Source organism: Pseudomonas sp. SD17-1, assembly GCF_029201585.1.
GTDB classification, from domain to species: Bacteria; Pseudomonadota; Gammaproteobacteria; order Pseudomonadales; family Pseudomonadaceae; genus Aquipseudomonas; species Aquipseudomonas palmensis.
Window position 1 is genome coordinate 641,411 of sequence record NZ_CP104044.1, and the last position, 15,737, is coordinate 657,147.

The window sequence follows — 15,737 nt, forward strand, 5'->3', positions numbered from 1 at the left end:
GATTCTATGCTTGATTGCGGGTGTCATTGTCAGGGTAGACGCGATCATGAAAGCAGGCCTTGCAAGACGGCAAAAAGGTGCGGCGGCGATCGAATTCGCCGCCGTGTTCGTGGTGTTCTTCGCGGTGTTCTACGGGGTGGTCAGCTACGCCCTGCCACTGCTGATGCTGCAGTCGTTCCACCAGGCCAGCAGCGAGGCGGTGCGTCGCTGCATGGCGCTGGACCCGACCAGCGCCACCTACCGCACCGATGTGCCGGCACTGGCCCGCGAGGTACTGGCCCAGCAGCTGGCGTGGATGCCGGGAACGCTGAAGTTCCAGCCCGGCACCGACGCGGTCGTGACCCTGAGCAACACCAACCTGCTGACCGTGCGCATCAACTACGCCAAGGCCCGGCTCACGACGGTGCTGCCGGTGCTCGACCTGCCGGTGGTGGGCGAGGTGCCACGCCTGCCGGCAACCCTTGGCGCCACCGCGAGCCTTCAGCTTTGAGCGGTGGCCACGGCCTGTTCGAGCGCTGGCGCGGGCGCCCGGCCGCCGCGGTGGCCGCACCGCAGGCCCCGGTACCGGCGGCGGTGGGCCTGCAGCTGTGGCTCGATGACAAGGGCCGCGTGCTGCGCCTGGGCGGCCCGCTGCGCAGCGCCCTGGCGCTGCCCGCGCAGGCTGCTGCGCGGGTGCAGGACTACGTGCAGGCGCACAGCCTGCTGGTGCTCGAAGGCGAGCCCGCCGACTGGCAGGCACAACCGCTGGACCTGGACTTCAGAACCGCCAATGGCAGCACCCTGCACACCCGCGGCTGGTTGCTGGCCCAGGGCGAGGACTGGCTGTTGCAGTTATTCGATGTGGGCGATCTGCTGCAGCAGCGTCAGCAGGGCCAGGATGCCCGGCGCCAGCAGCAACTGGCCCGCCAGGTCGGCGCAGCACTGCGCGATTGCAGCCTGGAGCGCCTGCCCCAGGTGGCCGCCGAGCAGTTGCAGCGCCTGGCCTGGCACTGGCGCATGGGCTGGGCGGCGCTGCTGCTGCGCACCCCCGGCGGCTGGCACACCTTCGCGCGGGATGCATCGAGCGTGCCCTGGGCCGACGATGCACGCCTGAGCGCGGTACTCGACCGCCTGCCGTCGGGGCGCGTGCTGTGCAGTGCCGAGTTTCCGGCCTTGCAGGTGCTCTGCCCGACTCACCCGCTGTATGTGGTGGGCCATGCGCAGCAGCATCAGGCCCAGGCCTGGCTGCTGTGCGCGGACGAGGGTGGGCAGGCCCGGCCCGAGGCGGCCCCCCTGCTGCTCGATGCCATGGCCGAGCCGCTGCTGGCGCGCCTGGCCGGCGACCGGCTGCAGGCCAGCCAGCAGCGCCTGGACAATGTACAGGGGTTGCTCGGTGCGGGCTGGTGGGAGTGGTCGCTGCGCGAGCCCTACCTGCACCTGGCACCGGGGCTGGCGGCCAGTTTCGGCGTGAGTGCGCAACTGGCGCTGCCGGCCTGGTGGGAGCTGCTGCACCCGGCCGACCGGGAGGCGGCGCAACTGGCGTTCGAGGCGCTGCAGCGCGAGGGCTGCAGTCTGCAACTGTGCGTGCGCCTGCAGGCCGCGTCGCTGCGCTGGTACCGCATCTGTGGCGATGTGCACGGGCAGGGGCAGCAGCGACGTCTGCAGGGTTTCATGCTCGACATCAGCGATATCAAGGCCCAGGAGCAGCAGGCCAGTGCCGCGCACGCACGGCTGGACAACCTGATCGCCAGCTCGCCGGCAGTGATCTATATCCAGCGCTATGACGCCGGCGCGCTGCAGGCCGAATTCTTCAGTGCCAGCCTGCAGCCGCTGCTTGGCTGGACGCCCGCTGCCGACCTGCAACCGGCGCACTGGGTACACCCCGACGACCAGGCGCTGTGGCTGCAACGTACCCGCGACCTGCTGCGCGAGGGCCAGGTGCGCAGCCGCTACCGCCTGCGCGATGCGCAGGGCATCTACCACTGGGTGCTGGATGAAGCGCGCCTGCTGCGTGACGACCTGGGCCTGCCGGTGGAAGCCGTGGGTATCTGGCTCGACGTGACCGAGGCGACCCTGGCCGCCGAGCGGGTGCGCGAGAGCGAGGAACGTTACCGGGTGCTGGTGGAGGACTCGCCGGCGATGATCTGCCGCTACCGGCCCGACCTGACTGTGTTGTTCGGCAACCGCCCGCTGGCCGACTACCTGGAGTGCCTACCTGACCAGTTGCCCGGGAGCGACCTGGGGCAGTGGATGTCGCCGGCCCAGCGCGAGGCGTTCGTGCAGCGCCTGGCCGGCCTGACCCCGCAGCAGCCGGTGAGCAGTGCCGAAATCTGCCTGGAGCTGCCGGGGCGCGAACATGCCTGGTGGGTGTGGTCCGACCGCGGCCTGTTCGATGAACAGGGCCGTCTGCTGGAGGTACAGGCGGTGGGGCGCGACAACACCGCGCTGCGGCGCAGCCAGCAGCAGCTGTTGCAGAGCGCGAAGATGGCCACCCTGGGCGAAATGGCCACCGGCCTCGCCCACGAGATCAATCAGCCGTTGAACGTGATGCGCATGGCGGTGGTCAACGCGCTCAAGCGCCTGGAGAACGGCGACGTGCAGGTGGAATACCTGCAGGACAAGCTCAGGCGCATCGATGCGCAGGTGCTGCGGGCCTCGAAGGTGGTGGACCACATGCGCGTGTTCGGGCGACGTTCGGAGGTCGAACAGCAACTGTTCGAGCCTTGGCAGGCGGTTGAGGGTGCCGTGTCGTTGCTGGCCGACGGCCTGGCCGGCAAGGGCGTGGCGCTGAACCTGGGCCCGGCGCTGAGCGGCTGCCATGTGCGCGGCCATGCCGATCAGCTGGAGCAGGTGCTGATCAACCTGGTGGTGAATGCCCGCGACGCCTTGCTGGGCCGGCGTGAGGCCGACCCGCAGTTGCGCCCCTGGATCGCGGTGGAGGCCGAGCCGGTGGCGGGTGGGGTGCGCCTGCAGGTGCGCGACAATGCCGGCGGCATCGACCCGCGGCTGCTGGAGCGGATTTTCGAGCCGTTCTTCACCACCAAGCCCAGCGGCGTGGGGACCGGGCTGGGCCTGTCGGTGAGTGGCGGAATCATCGAGGGCATGGGCGGGTTGCTCAGCGCACACAATGGCGCCGAGGGCGCGTGTTTCGTGATCGAGCTGCCGGTTCAGAGCATCAACTGAGCGCGGTTGCCGTCACAGGTGAGGTTGGCACCGACCTCGACGTTCACCAGGTCCAGCCCCAGTGCCTTGAGCAGTGTGTTGACCAGCGGGTCGACCAACTTGCCGAGCAGGTTCCTGATCACTGGCTGCAGCAGCGCCTTGACGTCATCGAGCAGGTTGCCGGCCACCACCAGCACGTTGCCGAGCAGGTTGCCGTTGAGCGGGCGGTACACCTGCAGCTCGATGCCATTGATGGTGTTGTTCAGGCTCTGCACGATATCGCTGGCCGAGGTGGCCATGTAGGCCGGTGGCAGGTCGATGTCCGGTGGTGCGCTGGCGTTGCGAAACAGCAGGTCGGTGGCAGGCCCGGTGGAGTTGCTGCCCAGCAGCGGCGCATCGACCTTGAGCCCTACGCCACCGCCAGCGAAGGCGGTGCGCGCGCCGCAGGTGGACGGCAGTATCAGGAAGCGCGTGCAGTATTTGCTGCCGATGTCGATCAGCGGCAGCGGCGAGATGGCGGTGTTGCCCGTGCTGAAAAAGGCTTGGGGATCGCTGAACATGCCCACCGAAACGTTGAGCGCCGAACTGCGGGTGCTGGCGGTCAGGGTCTTGTCCGGCTTGCAGCTGTAGCGGGTGACCTGGCTGCTGGCGCTGGCGACTTCCAGGCCGATGTCCAGGTGTACCACCCCAGGCAGCAAACGGACGTCGCTGACCTTGCACGGGATCGCCAGCAGGCAGAACACCGACTCCAGCGTGGCCACCAGATTGAGGCTGAGCAGGTTGCTGACCACGTTGGTCAGCGGTTCGGCCAGGTCGAGCACGGCGTTGAGCAGGCCGGTGATGCTGTTGAGCAGCGGCAGCTCCAGGCTGACCAGCGCACGGACCTGAGCGGTGTGCACCTTGATGGTGTCGTACTGCGGGTTGCCCACGGCGGAGATCTGTTCGGGTTCTATGACCTTGAGGCGCAGGTTGGCCTTGACCAGCGGCGGGATGTTGAGCGGCACCTCGGCGGTGGCCGCAGTGTTCTTGTTGGCCAGCATCACCGAGGCCTTGAGCAGTTGCAGCAGTTGCATCTGGGCATCCAGGCCGGACTGGACCGCGCCGTTCTGGATGTCGAGGATATCGCCCAGCTTGACCAGCGGGTTGTTGCCGGCACCGAGTACCAGCTTGCCGAGGTCAGTCACCACCTGGGCCGCCGCGCCGCCGCGCCGGGCGAGGTCGACGGCGACATCGAGCAGGTCGGTCAGGTGCAGCTGTTTGCCCAGCAGTTCATCGTAATTGCCCACCTGCACCCCGGCCTTGATGGCCAGGGCATCGAGAAAGCTCAGCAGGTCGACGTTGACGTCGGCGATGCCCTGCCAGCCCAGTACGTCGAGGTTGACGTTGCCGCCAAGGGCCTTGAACAGGGCGTTGAGCACATCGGACTTGCGTGTGTCGATGGTCAGCAGGGTGCTCTTGAGACGCAGCATCGCCTGCGGTGGCTTGGGCAGCGAGGCCACCGCACTGGCGTGCAGGGTGGTGGTGGCCGGCACGGCGACGCCGCTCAGCAGGGCCTGTACACCGGCGGCAATGCTGGTGGCCACGGTGCTGCTGGCACTGACCCGGATCGCTTCGCTCTTGCTCGGGTTGACGGTATAGGTGCGCCGGCTGCCGGCACCGGTCTGCAAGGTGCCGCAGGTGGTGGCCAGGGTATGCTTGGCGCCGGGCGCGAAGCCGTTGCGTGCGGCGCTGGCCTGGGCCACGGTCGCCGCCTGCGGGCCGCTGCCGGTGCACACCGCACTTTGCCCAGCCGCTTCGAGGGCGGCCATGTCGACCACCCGCTGCAGCGAACGCTGTTCCAGATAGAGCCGCCCGCTATCGATCACCAACAGGGCGAACACCAGCGCCAGGGCCAGTGTCAGGGCGGCCATCAGGCCGATCGCGCCACGCTGCCGGGTTGGGAATCGGGTAGCCACGAGCACTCCTTTGCCGGCACCAGGCCGTGCGCGAACGCATGCGTCAAAGAAGTGTAGTCAAGATAATGGCCAGTCGCCTTGAGGTGGCGACCGGCCATCGCCGGCTCAGTGGGGCGGGTAGTTGGCCAGTACCTTGGCCACGGTATTCTGGATCGCGGTGTTGCGCTCGGTGGGGCCGGGCGGGTAGTTGTTCATGATCTGCTCGGCGCTGCCGCGCCATACCAGCTTGCCGTCGCGGCTGTCGAACAGGTCGACCTGGATGGTGGCGACCTTGTAGTCGACGCTGCGGGTCTCGTTGTAGGCCGGGCCGCCCCAGTAGCCACCCCAGTAACCGCCCCAGGCACCGCCGTAGTTGGTGGTGATCTGCTGCTGGCGGTTTTCGACGATCAGGTAGGTTTGCACCTTGAGGTCACCCCTGGCGTTGCCCTGGGCCGGGCGCAGGCCACGCTGGTCGAGCTGTTCGCTGACGGCCTGGCGGATGCGCTGCTCGGTGAGGTCGCTCTTGATTCGCGGGTCGTCCGGGCGATATTGCAGGGCCGGCTCCTGCCAGCTCCAGCTGCGGTAGGCCGCAAAGTCGCGGCTGGCATCGAAGTCCTGGGTGACGTTGTTGCTCTGGCAGGCGCCGAGCAGCGCCAGCAGGGCCAACAGGGGGAGTAGAGCGAGACGGCGCAGCATGATGATTCTCCGGTTGCCTTCAGCTTGGGGGGTAGCCATCCAGGGCCTTGTGCACGGCATCGCGCAGGGCGCGGGCGCGCTCGCTCGGTGAGCCCTGGCTGGTGGTTTCTGCGCTGGCGCTCCAGACCGGCTGGCCGCTGCCGGCATCGAACAGGTCCAGGCGCACCACCATCACGTCGACCTGGTAGGTGCGTATGATCGGCACGCTGCCATACACACCATAGCCGTTGCGATAGCCGCCGTAGCGGTTGTAGCCGATGCCCCCGTAGCCGTAGTCGTCATAGGGGTAGTAATCGTCGCGCACCTGGCGCAGGCGCCGTTCCATGCGCAGGTCGGCACTGACCAGCAGGTCGCTGCGGGTGTTGCGCGCAGGCCGCAGGCCGCGCTGGTCGAGGGCGGCGCTGACTGCGTCGGCAAGCTCGGCCGGGTCGCTGGAGGCGCTGCCGGCCGGGAGCTGGCCGTTGCGCCATGACCAGCTGCGGTAACGGCCATAGTCACGGGCCGGTGCCGGGTAGGCGCTGGCGTCGAAGGTGGTGGCCGCCTGGGGCGGGGCCGGCGGCAGCGGTCGGGAGCTGGCCACATACGGGTTGCTGCCCTGGCAGGCGGCCAGGGCCAGGCACAACAGGCCCAGGGTCAAACGGTACGGCATGGCAGTCTCCCGGCAGACACGGCTCGGTACTCAGCGTGGGTGGCACATCCAGTGCAGGTAGCGGCCCAGGCCGGCGAAGGCCGGGTGGCGGCGGTGCGCCAGTTCCATTTCGAGCAGGTCGAGCAGTTCTGCCTTGGCCTGGAACTCGACGGGCATGTAGTCGTGGAACACCCGTACACCGCTCTCGCTGTGTATATCCCACAGACCTTCAAGGTGCGCCCGGAGTTCGCGCGGATCAAGTGGTTTTTGCGGGGTCAGGCTCTGCTTTTCACCGGCCAGGCTGGCCCCGCGCAGTTTGCGGAAATGGCCCTTGAGCAGGTTGCGATACACCAGTGCGTCGCGGTTGTAGAAGGCCAGCGACAGCAGGCCGTCGGCGCGGGTGAGCTGGTGCAGCACCGGCAGGATGGTCTCGGGTTCGGCCAGCCATTCGAGCACGGCGTGGCACAGCACCAGGTCGTAGGGTTCGGTGAGCTGGCCGAGCAGTTCCTGCCAGGGCGCCTGGATGAAGGTGGCCGGCTGGCCGGCGGCGGCGAAGCGTTCGCGGGCGCCCTCGAGCATCGGCGCGGCGGGTTCGGCCAGGGTCACCTGGTGGCCACGCTCGGCCAGCCACAGGGCCATGTGGCCCAGGCCCGCGCCGATGTCGAGCACGCGCAGGGGGCGGTCGGGCAGGGCTTCGGCGAGGTCGGCCTGGAGCACCGCGAGGCGGATGGCGCCCTTGGCGCCGCCGTAGATCTTTTCGGCGAAGCGGGTCGCCAGGGCGTCGAAGTGGCGGTCTTTCATCGGGCGAAGCGCCGTTCGCTGTCGGCCAGCTTGCTGCGCACCACCTGGTCCATGTCCAGGCCCAGTTCGCTGCACAGCAGCAACAGGTAGAGCACCACGTCGCCGACTTCCTGGCCGGCGTGTTCGAGCTGCTCGGGGGACAGCTGGCGCGACTGGTCCTCGCTGAGCCACTGGAAGATCTCCACCAGCTCGGCCATTTCCACGCTGGCGGCCATGGCCAGGTTCTTGGGGCTGTGGAAGCCGCGCCAGTCGTTGTTGTCGCGGATGGTGTGCAGGCGGGTGGTGAGTTCTTGCAGGTTCATGGGTGGGGGCTCTCCTCGTGCGGCGTAGCTTAGCGCGGGTCGGCGGGTTTTTCAGGGGATTGTGCTGGCCTGTTCGCCGGCAACGCCGGCTCCTACAAGCCCTGTGTCAGGTGCATGGGGCCTTACTGCCAGAGGCTGGCCCAGGCCGACACCAGCAACAGCAGCGCCAGCCCCTGATTGACCCGGCGCAGCACCACCGGCGAACCGCTCAGGCGCCGCGCCCCGCTGCCGAGCAAGGCCCAGCCACCCAGGCACGGCAGCGCGATCACGAAGAACACCAGGCTCAGGTGCGTCACCTGCAGCAGGCGGTCGCTGGCTGCGGCATCGATGAACACGCTGGCCACCGCCAGCGCCATCATCCACGTCTTGGGGTTGATCACCTGCAACGCCGCCGCGCCCCACAGGCCGAGCCTGGCCGACGTCGCGCCCGATTGCTGCACCTGCACTGGGCTGCGAAAGATCTTCCAGGCCAGCCAGGTCAGCCAGGCCACGCCCAGCCCGTTGAGCAGCGGCTGCACTGCCGGGGCCCGGAACAGTGCCTCGCCCATGCCACTGCCCACCAGCCAGACGATCAGCGCGGCCCCTGCACCGGCCCCCAGGATGATTGGCAATGCAGCGCGCAGGCCATGGCTGGCGCTGTTGCTCAGTACCAGGAAATTGGTCGGCCCGGGGGTGATGGACGCAACGAAGGCAAACAGCATGAAGGCCAGCATGGGCAGGCTCCTTGGTAGAGGGGCTTGCATGCTCGCGTGTTGGCGCGCGTCAGTCTGGAAGCTTTGTGCAGCGCCTGCGGTACTGTGCCGGGGTCATGCCATAGGCGCGCAGGAACCAGCGCCCCAGATGGCTCTGGTCGGCAAAGCCCAGCGCTGGCGCCACCTGTGCCGGGCTCGACCCTGCCGCCAGCAGCCGGCGTGCATGGGCCAGGCGCAGTTGCACCAGGTAGGCGTGGGGCGCCAGGCCGAACGCGGCCTTGAAGGCGCGGCTCAGACGAAAGCGGTCGATGTTGCACGCTGCGGCCAGTTGCTCGAGGCCGATGTCGTGGTGCAGGTGTGCATGCAGGTAGTCGCGCGCCCTTTGCGCCACCAGCGGCAGGCGCGGGTCGGGATCGAGCCGGCGGCGCCATTGCAGATGCCCGCTCAGGTGCTCCAGCAACTGGTCCAGTGCCGCCTGGCGCACCATGCGCAGCTCCGGTTCGTGCAGCGACTGGAAGGCGCACGCGGTGGCCGCTGCCAGGCGCGGGTCGCTGGCCAGGGTGTGGGCAAAACCGGGTTGGCTGGCGGGCGGGGCATGCTCGGTGAAGCCGCGCAGCTCGCGCTCCAGCCATTGCGGGTCGAGGTAGAGCATGCGGTAGGTGAAGCCCTCGGGGCTGGGCGCATCGCCGTCGTGCAACTCGCCGGGTTCGAGCAGAAACACCTTGCCCGGTGTGCTCTGGTGGCGGGCGCGGCGACAGGTGAACTGCTGGACGCCCTGTTCGGTCACGCCCACCAGGTAGCTGTCGTGCCAGTGCGGATCATAGGCATGCCCGCGAAAATGCGCGCGCAGGGTCTCGATGCCGGTATCGGGCTCCTGGCGCAGGTCTATCCAGTTGCTGTTCATCGTGTGCTACCGGCAAAGAAAACCGTTATCGCCCGGTCCGTCAGGCAGGTCTAGAAGATTCGTGCAGCGTGTGCCAACTGCCGGTCATGTGCACCAGGTCGCCATGGCCTACCAGGCGGAACTGGCCGTCGGGTGCGACTGCGCTGCCCTCCAGCACCACTTCGCTGGGCAGGCGCACAGGCTTGTGAAAGGCCACGTCCACCTCGTAGCCGCTGAGCGGCAGGTGCCCGCGCAGCGCGGCCAGCGCCATGGCCTTGCTCCACATGCCATGGGCGATGGCCTGGGGAAACCCGAACAGGCGAGCGCTGAGCGCACTCAGGTGGATGGGGTTGTAGTCGCCGCAGACCTTGGCGTAGCGCCGGCCGATGTCGCTGTCGGCATACCAGCGGGTCAGCTCGCCCAGAGGCAGCGGTTCAGGGGTGTCGACGGCGGGTGGCTCGCCTTCGAGCTTGACGCCGCGACACAGCATGCGGCTGCGCTCGTGCCAGAGCAGCCCCAGGCTGTCTTCGGCTTCGGTCATCAGGTCGAAGGTCGCGCCCTTGGCGTGGGGCTGCAGGTTGTCGACGAACACGCTGAAGCGCAGCGTGCCGATGCCACCCAGCGGGCGCACCACGCGGATGCGGTTGTTCAGGTGCACCAGGCCCAGCAGCGGAAACGGGAAGTCGTCGGCGGTCAGCAGTTGCAGTTGCAGGGCGAACGCCATCACGTGGGGGAAGGTCGGCGGCAGGTGGCTGTCGTCGCCGAAGTGGCAGAGCTTGCGGTAGGCCTGCAGGCGCTGTGGGTTCACGCCGATGGCGCAGTGCAGGCCGCTGGCGGGCAGGCTGTCGCCGGTGATGCTGCGCTTGCGCGCAGCCTTCAGGTACAGCCCGCTCAGCCCTTGCGTGCAGTGCAGATCGTGCCAGTGTCGGTCCATGCTCATGCCCCCATCACGGCCTGGCCGCATACGCGCAGCACCTGGCCGTTGACCGCGCCACTGCCGGGCTGTCCCAGCCAGGCCACGGCTTCGGCAACGTCCTGCGGCAGGCCGCCCTGGCCCAGGGAGCTCATGCGTCGCCCGGCTTCGCGCAGGGCGAAGGGGATGGCCGCCGTCATGCGTGTTTCGATGAAGCCGGGGGCCACCGCATTGATGCTGGCACCCCGCTTGGCCAGCAGCGGCGCCCAGGCCTGGGCCAGGCCGATCAGGCCGGCCTTGCTGGCGGCATAGTTGGCCTGCCCGCGGTTGCCGGCGATACCGCTGATCGAGGCCAGCAGCACGATGCGTGCGTTGTCGTGCAGCGCGCCGCCGTCGAGCAGCGCCTGGGTCAGCACCTGGGGGGCCTTGAGGTTGACCGCGAGCACGGCGTCCCAGTATTCGGGGGTCATGTTGGCCAGGGTCTTGTCGCGGGTGATGCCGGCGTTGTGCACGACGATGTCGATGCCCTCGGGGAGCGCTTCGAGCAGGTGCGCCGATGCATCGCTGGCGCAGATGTCCAGCGCCACGCTGCGCCCACCCAGGCGCGCGGCCAGGGCGTCGAGGTCGGCCTTGGCCTGGGGCACGTCGAGCAGCACCACCTCGGCGCCGTCACGGGCCAGGGTTTCGGCGATGGCGGCGCCGATGCCGCGGGCCGCACCGGTGACCAGCGCCTTGCGCCCGGCCAGCGGGCGCGACCAGTCCTGTACCTGGGTGGCGCAGGCGGTCAGGCGCAGCACCTGGCCGCTGATGAAGGCGCTCTTGGGCGAGAGGAAGAAGCGCAGCGCGCCTTCGAGCTGGTCCTGCGCGGCCTTATCCACATACAGCAGTTGCAGGGTGGCGCCGTTGCGCAGTTCCTTGGCCAGCGAACGGCTGAAACCTTCCAGGGCCCGCTGCGCCACGCTGGCCAGCGGGTCGTCCAGCGATTCGGGCGCGCGCCCCAGGATCACAATGTGCGCACTGGCAGCCAGGCTGCGCAGCAGCGGCTGGAAGAACTCGCGCAGTTGCTTGAGCTGGTCGCTGTCGGTCAGGTGGCTGGCGTCGAACACCACGGCCTTGAGCTTGGGCCCCAGGCCCGCGACCCAGGCCGGCAGTTCGAGGCTTTCATCGGCATAGCTGTAGACCTCGTCGGTCAGGCGCCTGGCAAAGGCGGCCACGTTCGTCACCAGCGGCCCGCCGCCGAGCAGCAGGGCGCCTTCGACCGGGCGCAGCCTGCCGGCTTCCCAGCGCTCCAGGCGGGCGGGGGTGGGCAGGCCGACGGCACCGGCCACGCGCCGACCGAATGAAGAGTTGGCGAAGTCGATATAGCGGTCGCTCATGTGAACGTCTCCCGGAAATTAAGCACCAAAGTGTGGACCATGTTTCGCCTTCGGTCGTTCGACTGGCGAAAAAACACCTACGCTATAGCGGGTCTATCCCGTCTCGGAATAAGGAAGTCTGTGCATGCGCGCTTTACGTCGGGTCGCGATCATCGGCGGCAATCGAATCCCGTTCGCCCGCTCCAACGGGCCCTACGCCACGGCCAGCAACCAGGCGATGCTGACTGCGGCAATCGAAGGGCTGGTGGAGCGTTTCGGCCTGCATGGCCTGCAACTGGGCGAAGTGGCGGCGGGCGCGGTGCTCAAGCACTCGCGCGACATGAACCTGACCCGCGAATGCGTGCTGGGCTCGCGGCTGTCGCCGCAGACCCCGGCCTATGACCTGCAGCAGGCCTGCGCCACGGGGCTGGAAACCGCGCTGATGGTGGCCAACAAGATCGCCCTGGGGCAGATCGACAGCGGCATTGCCGGCGGCGTGGACACCACCTCCGATGCGCCGATTGCGGTGAACGAGGGGCTGCGCAAGTTGCTGCTGCAGGCCAATCGGGCCAAGACCACGGGCGACAAGCTCAAGGTGTTCCTGCAACTGAGGCCCTGGCACCTCAAGCCCGAGCTGCCGCGCAATGGCGAGCCGCGTACCGGGCTGTCGATGGGCGAGCACTGCGAGCTGATGGCGCAGACCTGGCAGATAGGGCGTGCCGAGCAGGACGAGCTGGCCTTGCGCAGCCACCAGAACCTGGCCCGGGCGTTTGCCGAAGGCTGGCAGGACGACCTGCTCACGCCCTTTCTGGGCCTGACCCGCGATCACAACCTGCGCCCGGACCTGACCCTGGAGAAACTTGCCAGCCTCAAGCCGGTGTTCGAGCGCAGCGCCAAGGGCACGCTGACGGCGGGCAACTCCACGCCACTGACCGATGGCGCTTCGGTGGTACTGCTGGCCAGCGAAGAGTGGGCCCGCGAGCGCGGCCTGCCGATCAAGGCGTATTTTCTCGATGGTCAGAATGCTGCGGTGGATTTCGTCAAAGGCCAGGAGGGGCTGCTGATGGCGCCGGCCTATGCGGTACCTCGACTGCTGGAGCGCAACGGCCTGACCCTGCAGGACTTCGACTTCTACGAGATCCACGAAGCCTTCGCCGCCCAGGTGCTGTGCACGCTGAAGGCCTGGGAAGACGCCGACTACTGCCAGAGCCGGCTGGGCCTGAGCGAGCCGTTGGGTGCCATCGACCGCGACAGGCTCAACGTCAAGGGCAGTTCGCTGGCTGCAGGGCACCCGTTCGCCGCTACCGGCGGGCGCATTCTGGCCAACCTGGCCAAGCTGCTGGACGAGGCCGGCCAGGGCCGCGGCCTGATTTCGATCTGCGCCGCGGGCGGGCAGGGCGTGACCGCGATCATCGAGCGCTGACCAGCGGCGCCTCCTTGGCCAGGGGCGCCGGGCGGTTGGCGTAGTGTTCGGCCATGATCGAGCACACGATCAACTGCAGCGGGTGATAGATCATGATCGGCAGCAGAATCAGCCCCAGCCCGGGATGGGCGCCGAAGATCAATGCGGCCATCGGTGCGCCGGCGGCCAGGGATTTCTTGCTGGCGCAGAACACTGCGGCGATCTCGTCGGCCGGGCTGAACCTGAGCAGCCGCGCGCTGCGGGTGGTCAGCCACAGGATCAGCGCCAGCAGCAACGCGCTGCCCAGAACGGCGGTGAGCAGTACCGAGCCACCCTGCTGCTGCCACAGCCCCGAGATCATCGAGTTGCAGAACGCCGCGTACACCAGTAGCAGGATCACCACCTTGTCCATCACGTTGGTGTAGCGCTTGTGGCGGGCAAAGAAGCGGCCCAGCCACGGGCGCAGCAACTGCCCCAGCACCAGCGGCAGCAGGAGCATGGCGCACAGGTCGAGCAGGGTGGCGCCCAGGTCGATGCCATCGCTGCCGTTGCCCACCACCAGGCTCACCAGCCACGGGGTCAGGAAGATGCCCAGCACGCTGGACAGGCTGGCGTTGAGGATCGCGGCGGGCACGTTGCCGCCGGCGCTGCCGGTCAGCGCCACCGACGAGGAGATGGTCGAGGGCAGGGCGCACAGGTACAGAAAGCCGAGCATCAGCAGCGCCGGCACATGGCTGCCCAGCACGCTGTTGCCCAGCCACCACAGCAGCGGGAAAACCACGAAGGTGAAGCCCTGCACCATCAGGTGCAGGCGCCAGTTCTTCAGGCCATGGCGGATCTGTTCGCTGGACAGGTTGATGCCGTGCAGGAAGAACACCACGAACACGCCGATGTTGATCACGTATTCGGCGTGCATCGAGCCGCCGCTGGCACCGAAGTGCGGGAACAGCCAGGCGAGGAAGGTGGCGAGAAACATGCCGCACAGGAACCAGTCGGTTACCACGCGCTTGAGGTGAGCTTGCATAGGCGGGCCTGCGAATCATCTTGTAATAAACAAGCGGCAGGCTAACCTGTGGCCATTCTTCCGTCTCGCGACACAAGGCCAAGCGATGCCGAGTAACGGACAAAATCTGCTGCCACGCCCAATCCCGCTGCTCGATGCCCTGCCGCGGCCACTGTATGCGCGTGCCGAAAGCCTGGGGGCCGGCTCGTGGACGCCGCGTCATCGACACGACTGGATACAGTTTTCCTATGCGATCAGCGGGGTGCTGGGGGTGTACACCGCCGAGGGCAGTTTTTTTGCGCCGCCGCAGTGGGGCGTGTGGATACCGGCCGGGGTGGAGCATGAGGTGATTACCTCGACTCGTGCCGAAATGCGCAGCCTGTATGTGCGTCAGGCCGATGCGGCGTGGGCCGGGCCGCGCTGCCGGGTGCTGGAGGTGACGCCGCTGGCCCGTGAGCTGATCAAGCAGTTCTGCCTGTTCCCGGTGGATTACGCCGAAGGCGAGAGCCCCGAGGCCCATCTGGTGCAGGTGCTGCTGGAGCAGTTGCAGGGGCTGCCGGAGGTGGGTTTTTCGTTGCCGCTGCCGCAGCACCCGCGCCTGCTCGAGGTGTGCAATGCATTGTTGGCGCACCCGGAGCAGGACGCCGGCCTGGCCTACTGGGCCGAGCGCCTGGGGCGTTCGCAGAAGACCCTGATGCGGTTGTTTCAGCGCGAGACGGGGCTGAGCTTTCGCGGCTGGCGCCAGCGCATGCGCCTGCTGTCGTCGCTGCAGGCGCTGGAGCAGGGGCAGAGTGTGACCCAGGCGGCGCTGGGTTGCGGCTATGAGTCGACGTCGGCGTTCATCGTGGCGTTCAAGGGCTTGTTCGGGGCAACGCCGGGGGAACTGTTCAGGCAGTGAGTGTCTGCCATGTCCGGGAAGCCAGGGGGCACTCGGTGCAGGCGGGATTAAATTATTTGGACATTATCGGGTCCACTTCCTTTGAGGGCCTTGTTGTATCGTGAGCGCGCATCTGGCTCATGGCTGTGAGACGATGGCCGGCAACCCGTGATACCCGTGTGTTTGGCAAAACAGGACCCAGAACAAAAGCCGATGAAGACTCCAAAACGCATAGAACCACTGATAGAAGACGGGCTGGTCGATGAAGTCATCCGACCCCTGATGAGTGGCAAGGAAGCCGCGGTGTACGTGGTGCGGTGCGGTACCGAGCTGCGCTGCGCCAAGGTCTACAAAGAGGCCAACAAGCGCAGCTTCCGTCAGGCCGCCGAATACCAGGAGGGCCGCAAGGTGCGCAACAGCCGCCAGGCGCGGGCCATGGCCAAGGGCTCCAAGTATGGGCGCAAGGAGGCCGAGGAGGCCTGGCAGAATGCCGAGGTGGCAGCCCTGTTTCGCCTGGCCAGTGCCGGCGTGCGGGTACCCAAGCCGTTCGACTTTCTCGATGGCGTGCTGTTGATGGAGCTGGTGTCCGATGCCCATGGCGATGCGGCGCCACGCCTGAACGACGTGCACCTGGAGGCCGATCAGGCCCGCGAGTACCACGACTTCGTGATCCGCCAGATCGTGCTGATGCTGTGCACCGGCCTGGTGCATGGCGACCTGTCGGAATTCAACGTGCTGCTCGGCCCTGACGGCCCGGTGATCATCGACCTGCCCCAGGCGGTGGATGCGGCCGGCAACAACCATGCGTTCAGCATGCTCGAGCGCGATGTGGGGAATATGGCAGGGTACTTCGGCCAGTTTGCCCCGGAGCTCAAGGCCACCCGCTACGCCAAGGAAATGTGGGCGTTGTACGAGGCCGGCGAGCTGACTCCGGAAAGCCCGCTGAGCGGGCAGTTCGCGGAGGACGAGCACAGCGCCGATGTCGACGGGGTGATGCGCGAGATCGAAGCGGCGCGCCTGGACGAGGCGCGCCGGCAGGCTGCACGCGCCGAGGCGGAGAACGGCCCGGCCAAGGCCGAGGAACCGCCACCGCCATGGATGCAGTAATGC

The 15,737-nt window shown here is 67.8% G+C and carries 15 protein-coding genes; 5 read left to right on the plus strand and 10 right to left on the minus strand.

Translation table 11 applies throughout. The features are described from left to right. Window positions 1-46: 46 nt before the first annotated feature. Both N0B28_RS02910 and N0B28_RS02915 read left to right on the plus strand, forming a co-directional pair. Window positions 47-490 carry a TadE/TadG family type IV pilus assembly protein gene (locus tag N0B28_RS02910; RefSeq protein WP_043860940.1) on the plus strand — a complete coding sequence of 148 codons (444 nt, stop codon included), beginning with the start codon at window positions 47-49 and terminating at the stop codon, window positions 488-490. Beyond that, entirely contained in the window at window positions 487-3,162 is a 2,676-nt protein-coding gene (locus N0B28_RS02915; RefSeq protein ID WP_275730256.1) for an ATP-binding protein, read from the plus strand. The genes N0B28_RS02910 and N0B28_RS02915 overlap by 4 nt, the downstream gene beginning before the upstream one ends. Here the strand turns inward: N0B28_RS02915 and N0B28_RS02920 are convergent. The 9 genes from N0B28_RS02920 to N0B28_RS02960 all read right to left on the minus strand — a co-directional run bounded on the left by N0B28_RS02920 (window position 3,147) and on the right by N0B28_RS02960 (window position 11,366). Continuing rightward, complete coding sequence (locus tag N0B28_RS02920) at window positions 3,147-5,096, minus strand: pilus assembly protein TadG-related protein (RefSeq protein WP_238596462.1); 1,950 nt, start codon at window positions 5,094-5,096, stop codon at window positions 3,147-3,149. The two genes, N0B28_RS02915 and N0B28_RS02920, sit on opposite strands and share 16 nt — an antisense overlap. Before the next feature lie 105 nt (window positions 5,097-5,201). Further along, window positions 5,202-5,771 (minus strand): DUF4136 domain-containing protein, encoded by a 570-nt coding sequence (locus N0B28_RS02925; RefSeq protein WP_043860942.1) that lies wholly within the window; start codon window positions 5,769-5,771, stop codon window positions 5,202-5,204. A 19-nt stretch (window positions 5,772-5,790) separates the two neighbouring features. Beyond that, complete coding sequence (locus N0B28_RS02930; protein WP_078481562.1) at window positions 5,791-6,420, minus strand: DUF4136 domain-containing protein; 630 nt, start codon at window positions 6,418-6,420, stop codon at window positions 5,791-5,793. Between the two features lie 30 nt (window positions 6,421-6,450). After that, the gene (locus N0B28_RS02935; RefSeq protein ID WP_054916639.1) at window positions 6,451-7,200 is read right to left on the minus strand and encodes a methyltransferase domain-containing protein; all 750 of its coding nucleotides are present in this window, start codon (window positions 7,198-7,200) and stop codon (window positions 6,451-6,453) included. After that, window positions 7,197-7,502: a MazG-like family protein gene (locus N0B28_RS02940; protein WP_043860945.1), complete on the minus strand. Its 306-nt coding sequence runs from the start codon at window positions 7,500-7,502 to the stop codon at window positions 7,197-7,199. Before N0B28_RS02940 ends, N0B28_RS02935 begins: the two co-directional genes overlap by 4 nt. 122 nt (window positions 7,503-7,624) lie before the next feature. Then, window positions 7,625-8,215: a LysE family translocator gene (locus N0B28_RS02945; protein WP_104572955.1), complete on the minus strand. Its 591-nt coding sequence runs from the start codon at window positions 8,213-8,215 to the stop codon at window positions 7,625-7,627. A gap of 49 nt (window positions 8,216-8,264) precedes the next feature. Beyond that, complete coding sequence (locus N0B28_RS02950) at window positions 8,265-9,098, minus strand: AraC family transcriptional regulator (RefSeq protein WP_043860947.1); 834 nt, start codon at window positions 9,096-9,098, stop codon at window positions 8,265-8,267. A 40-nt stretch (window positions 9,099-9,138) separates the two neighbouring features. Continuing rightward, window positions 9,139-10,011, minus strand: a complete 873-nt coding sequence (locus N0B28_RS02955) for a MaoC/PaaZ C-terminal domain-containing protein (protein ID WP_100632879.1) — start codon at window positions 10,009-10,011, stop codon at window positions 9,139-9,141. Window positions 10,012-10,013: 2 nt separating this feature from the next. Further along, entirely contained in the window at window positions 10,014-11,366 is a 1,353-nt protein-coding gene (locus tag N0B28_RS02960) for a 3-oxoacyl-ACP reductase (protein WP_123753264.1), read from the minus strand. Between the two features lie 124 nt (window positions 11,367-11,490). Between N0B28_RS02960 and N0B28_RS02965 the strand changes: the two genes are divergently transcribed. After that, window positions 11,491-12,768: an acetyl-CoA C-acetyltransferase gene (locus N0B28_RS02965; RefSeq protein WP_043860950.1), complete on the plus strand. Its 1,278-nt coding sequence runs from the start codon at window positions 11,491-11,493 to the stop codon at window positions 12,766-12,768. Here the strand turns inward: N0B28_RS02965 and N0B28_RS02970 are convergent. Next, on the minus strand, window positions 12,755-13,771 hold the full coding sequence (locus N0B28_RS02970; RefSeq protein ID WP_043860951.1) for a bile acid:sodium symporter family protein: 1,017 nt from the start codon (window positions 13,769-13,771) through the stop codon (window positions 12,755-12,757). The genes N0B28_RS02965 and N0B28_RS02970 overlap by 14 nt on opposite strands. 85 nt (window positions 13,772-13,856) lie before the next feature. On the opposite strand from N0B28_RS02970, the gene N0B28_RS02975 reads away from it, so the two are divergent. Further along, entirely contained in the window at window positions 13,857-14,648 is a 792-nt protein-coding gene (locus N0B28_RS02975; protein ID WP_088514185.1) for a helix-turn-helix transcriptional regulator, read from the plus strand. A 192-nt stretch (window positions 14,649-14,840) separates the two neighbouring features. After that, window positions 14,841-15,734, plus strand: coding sequence for a PA4780 family RIO1-like protein kinase (locus tag N0B28_RS02980; RefSeq protein WP_043860953.1), 894 nt, complete (start codon window positions 14,841-14,843; stop codon window positions 15,732-15,734). The last annotated feature ends 3 nt before the right edge of the window (window positions 15,735-15,737 follow it).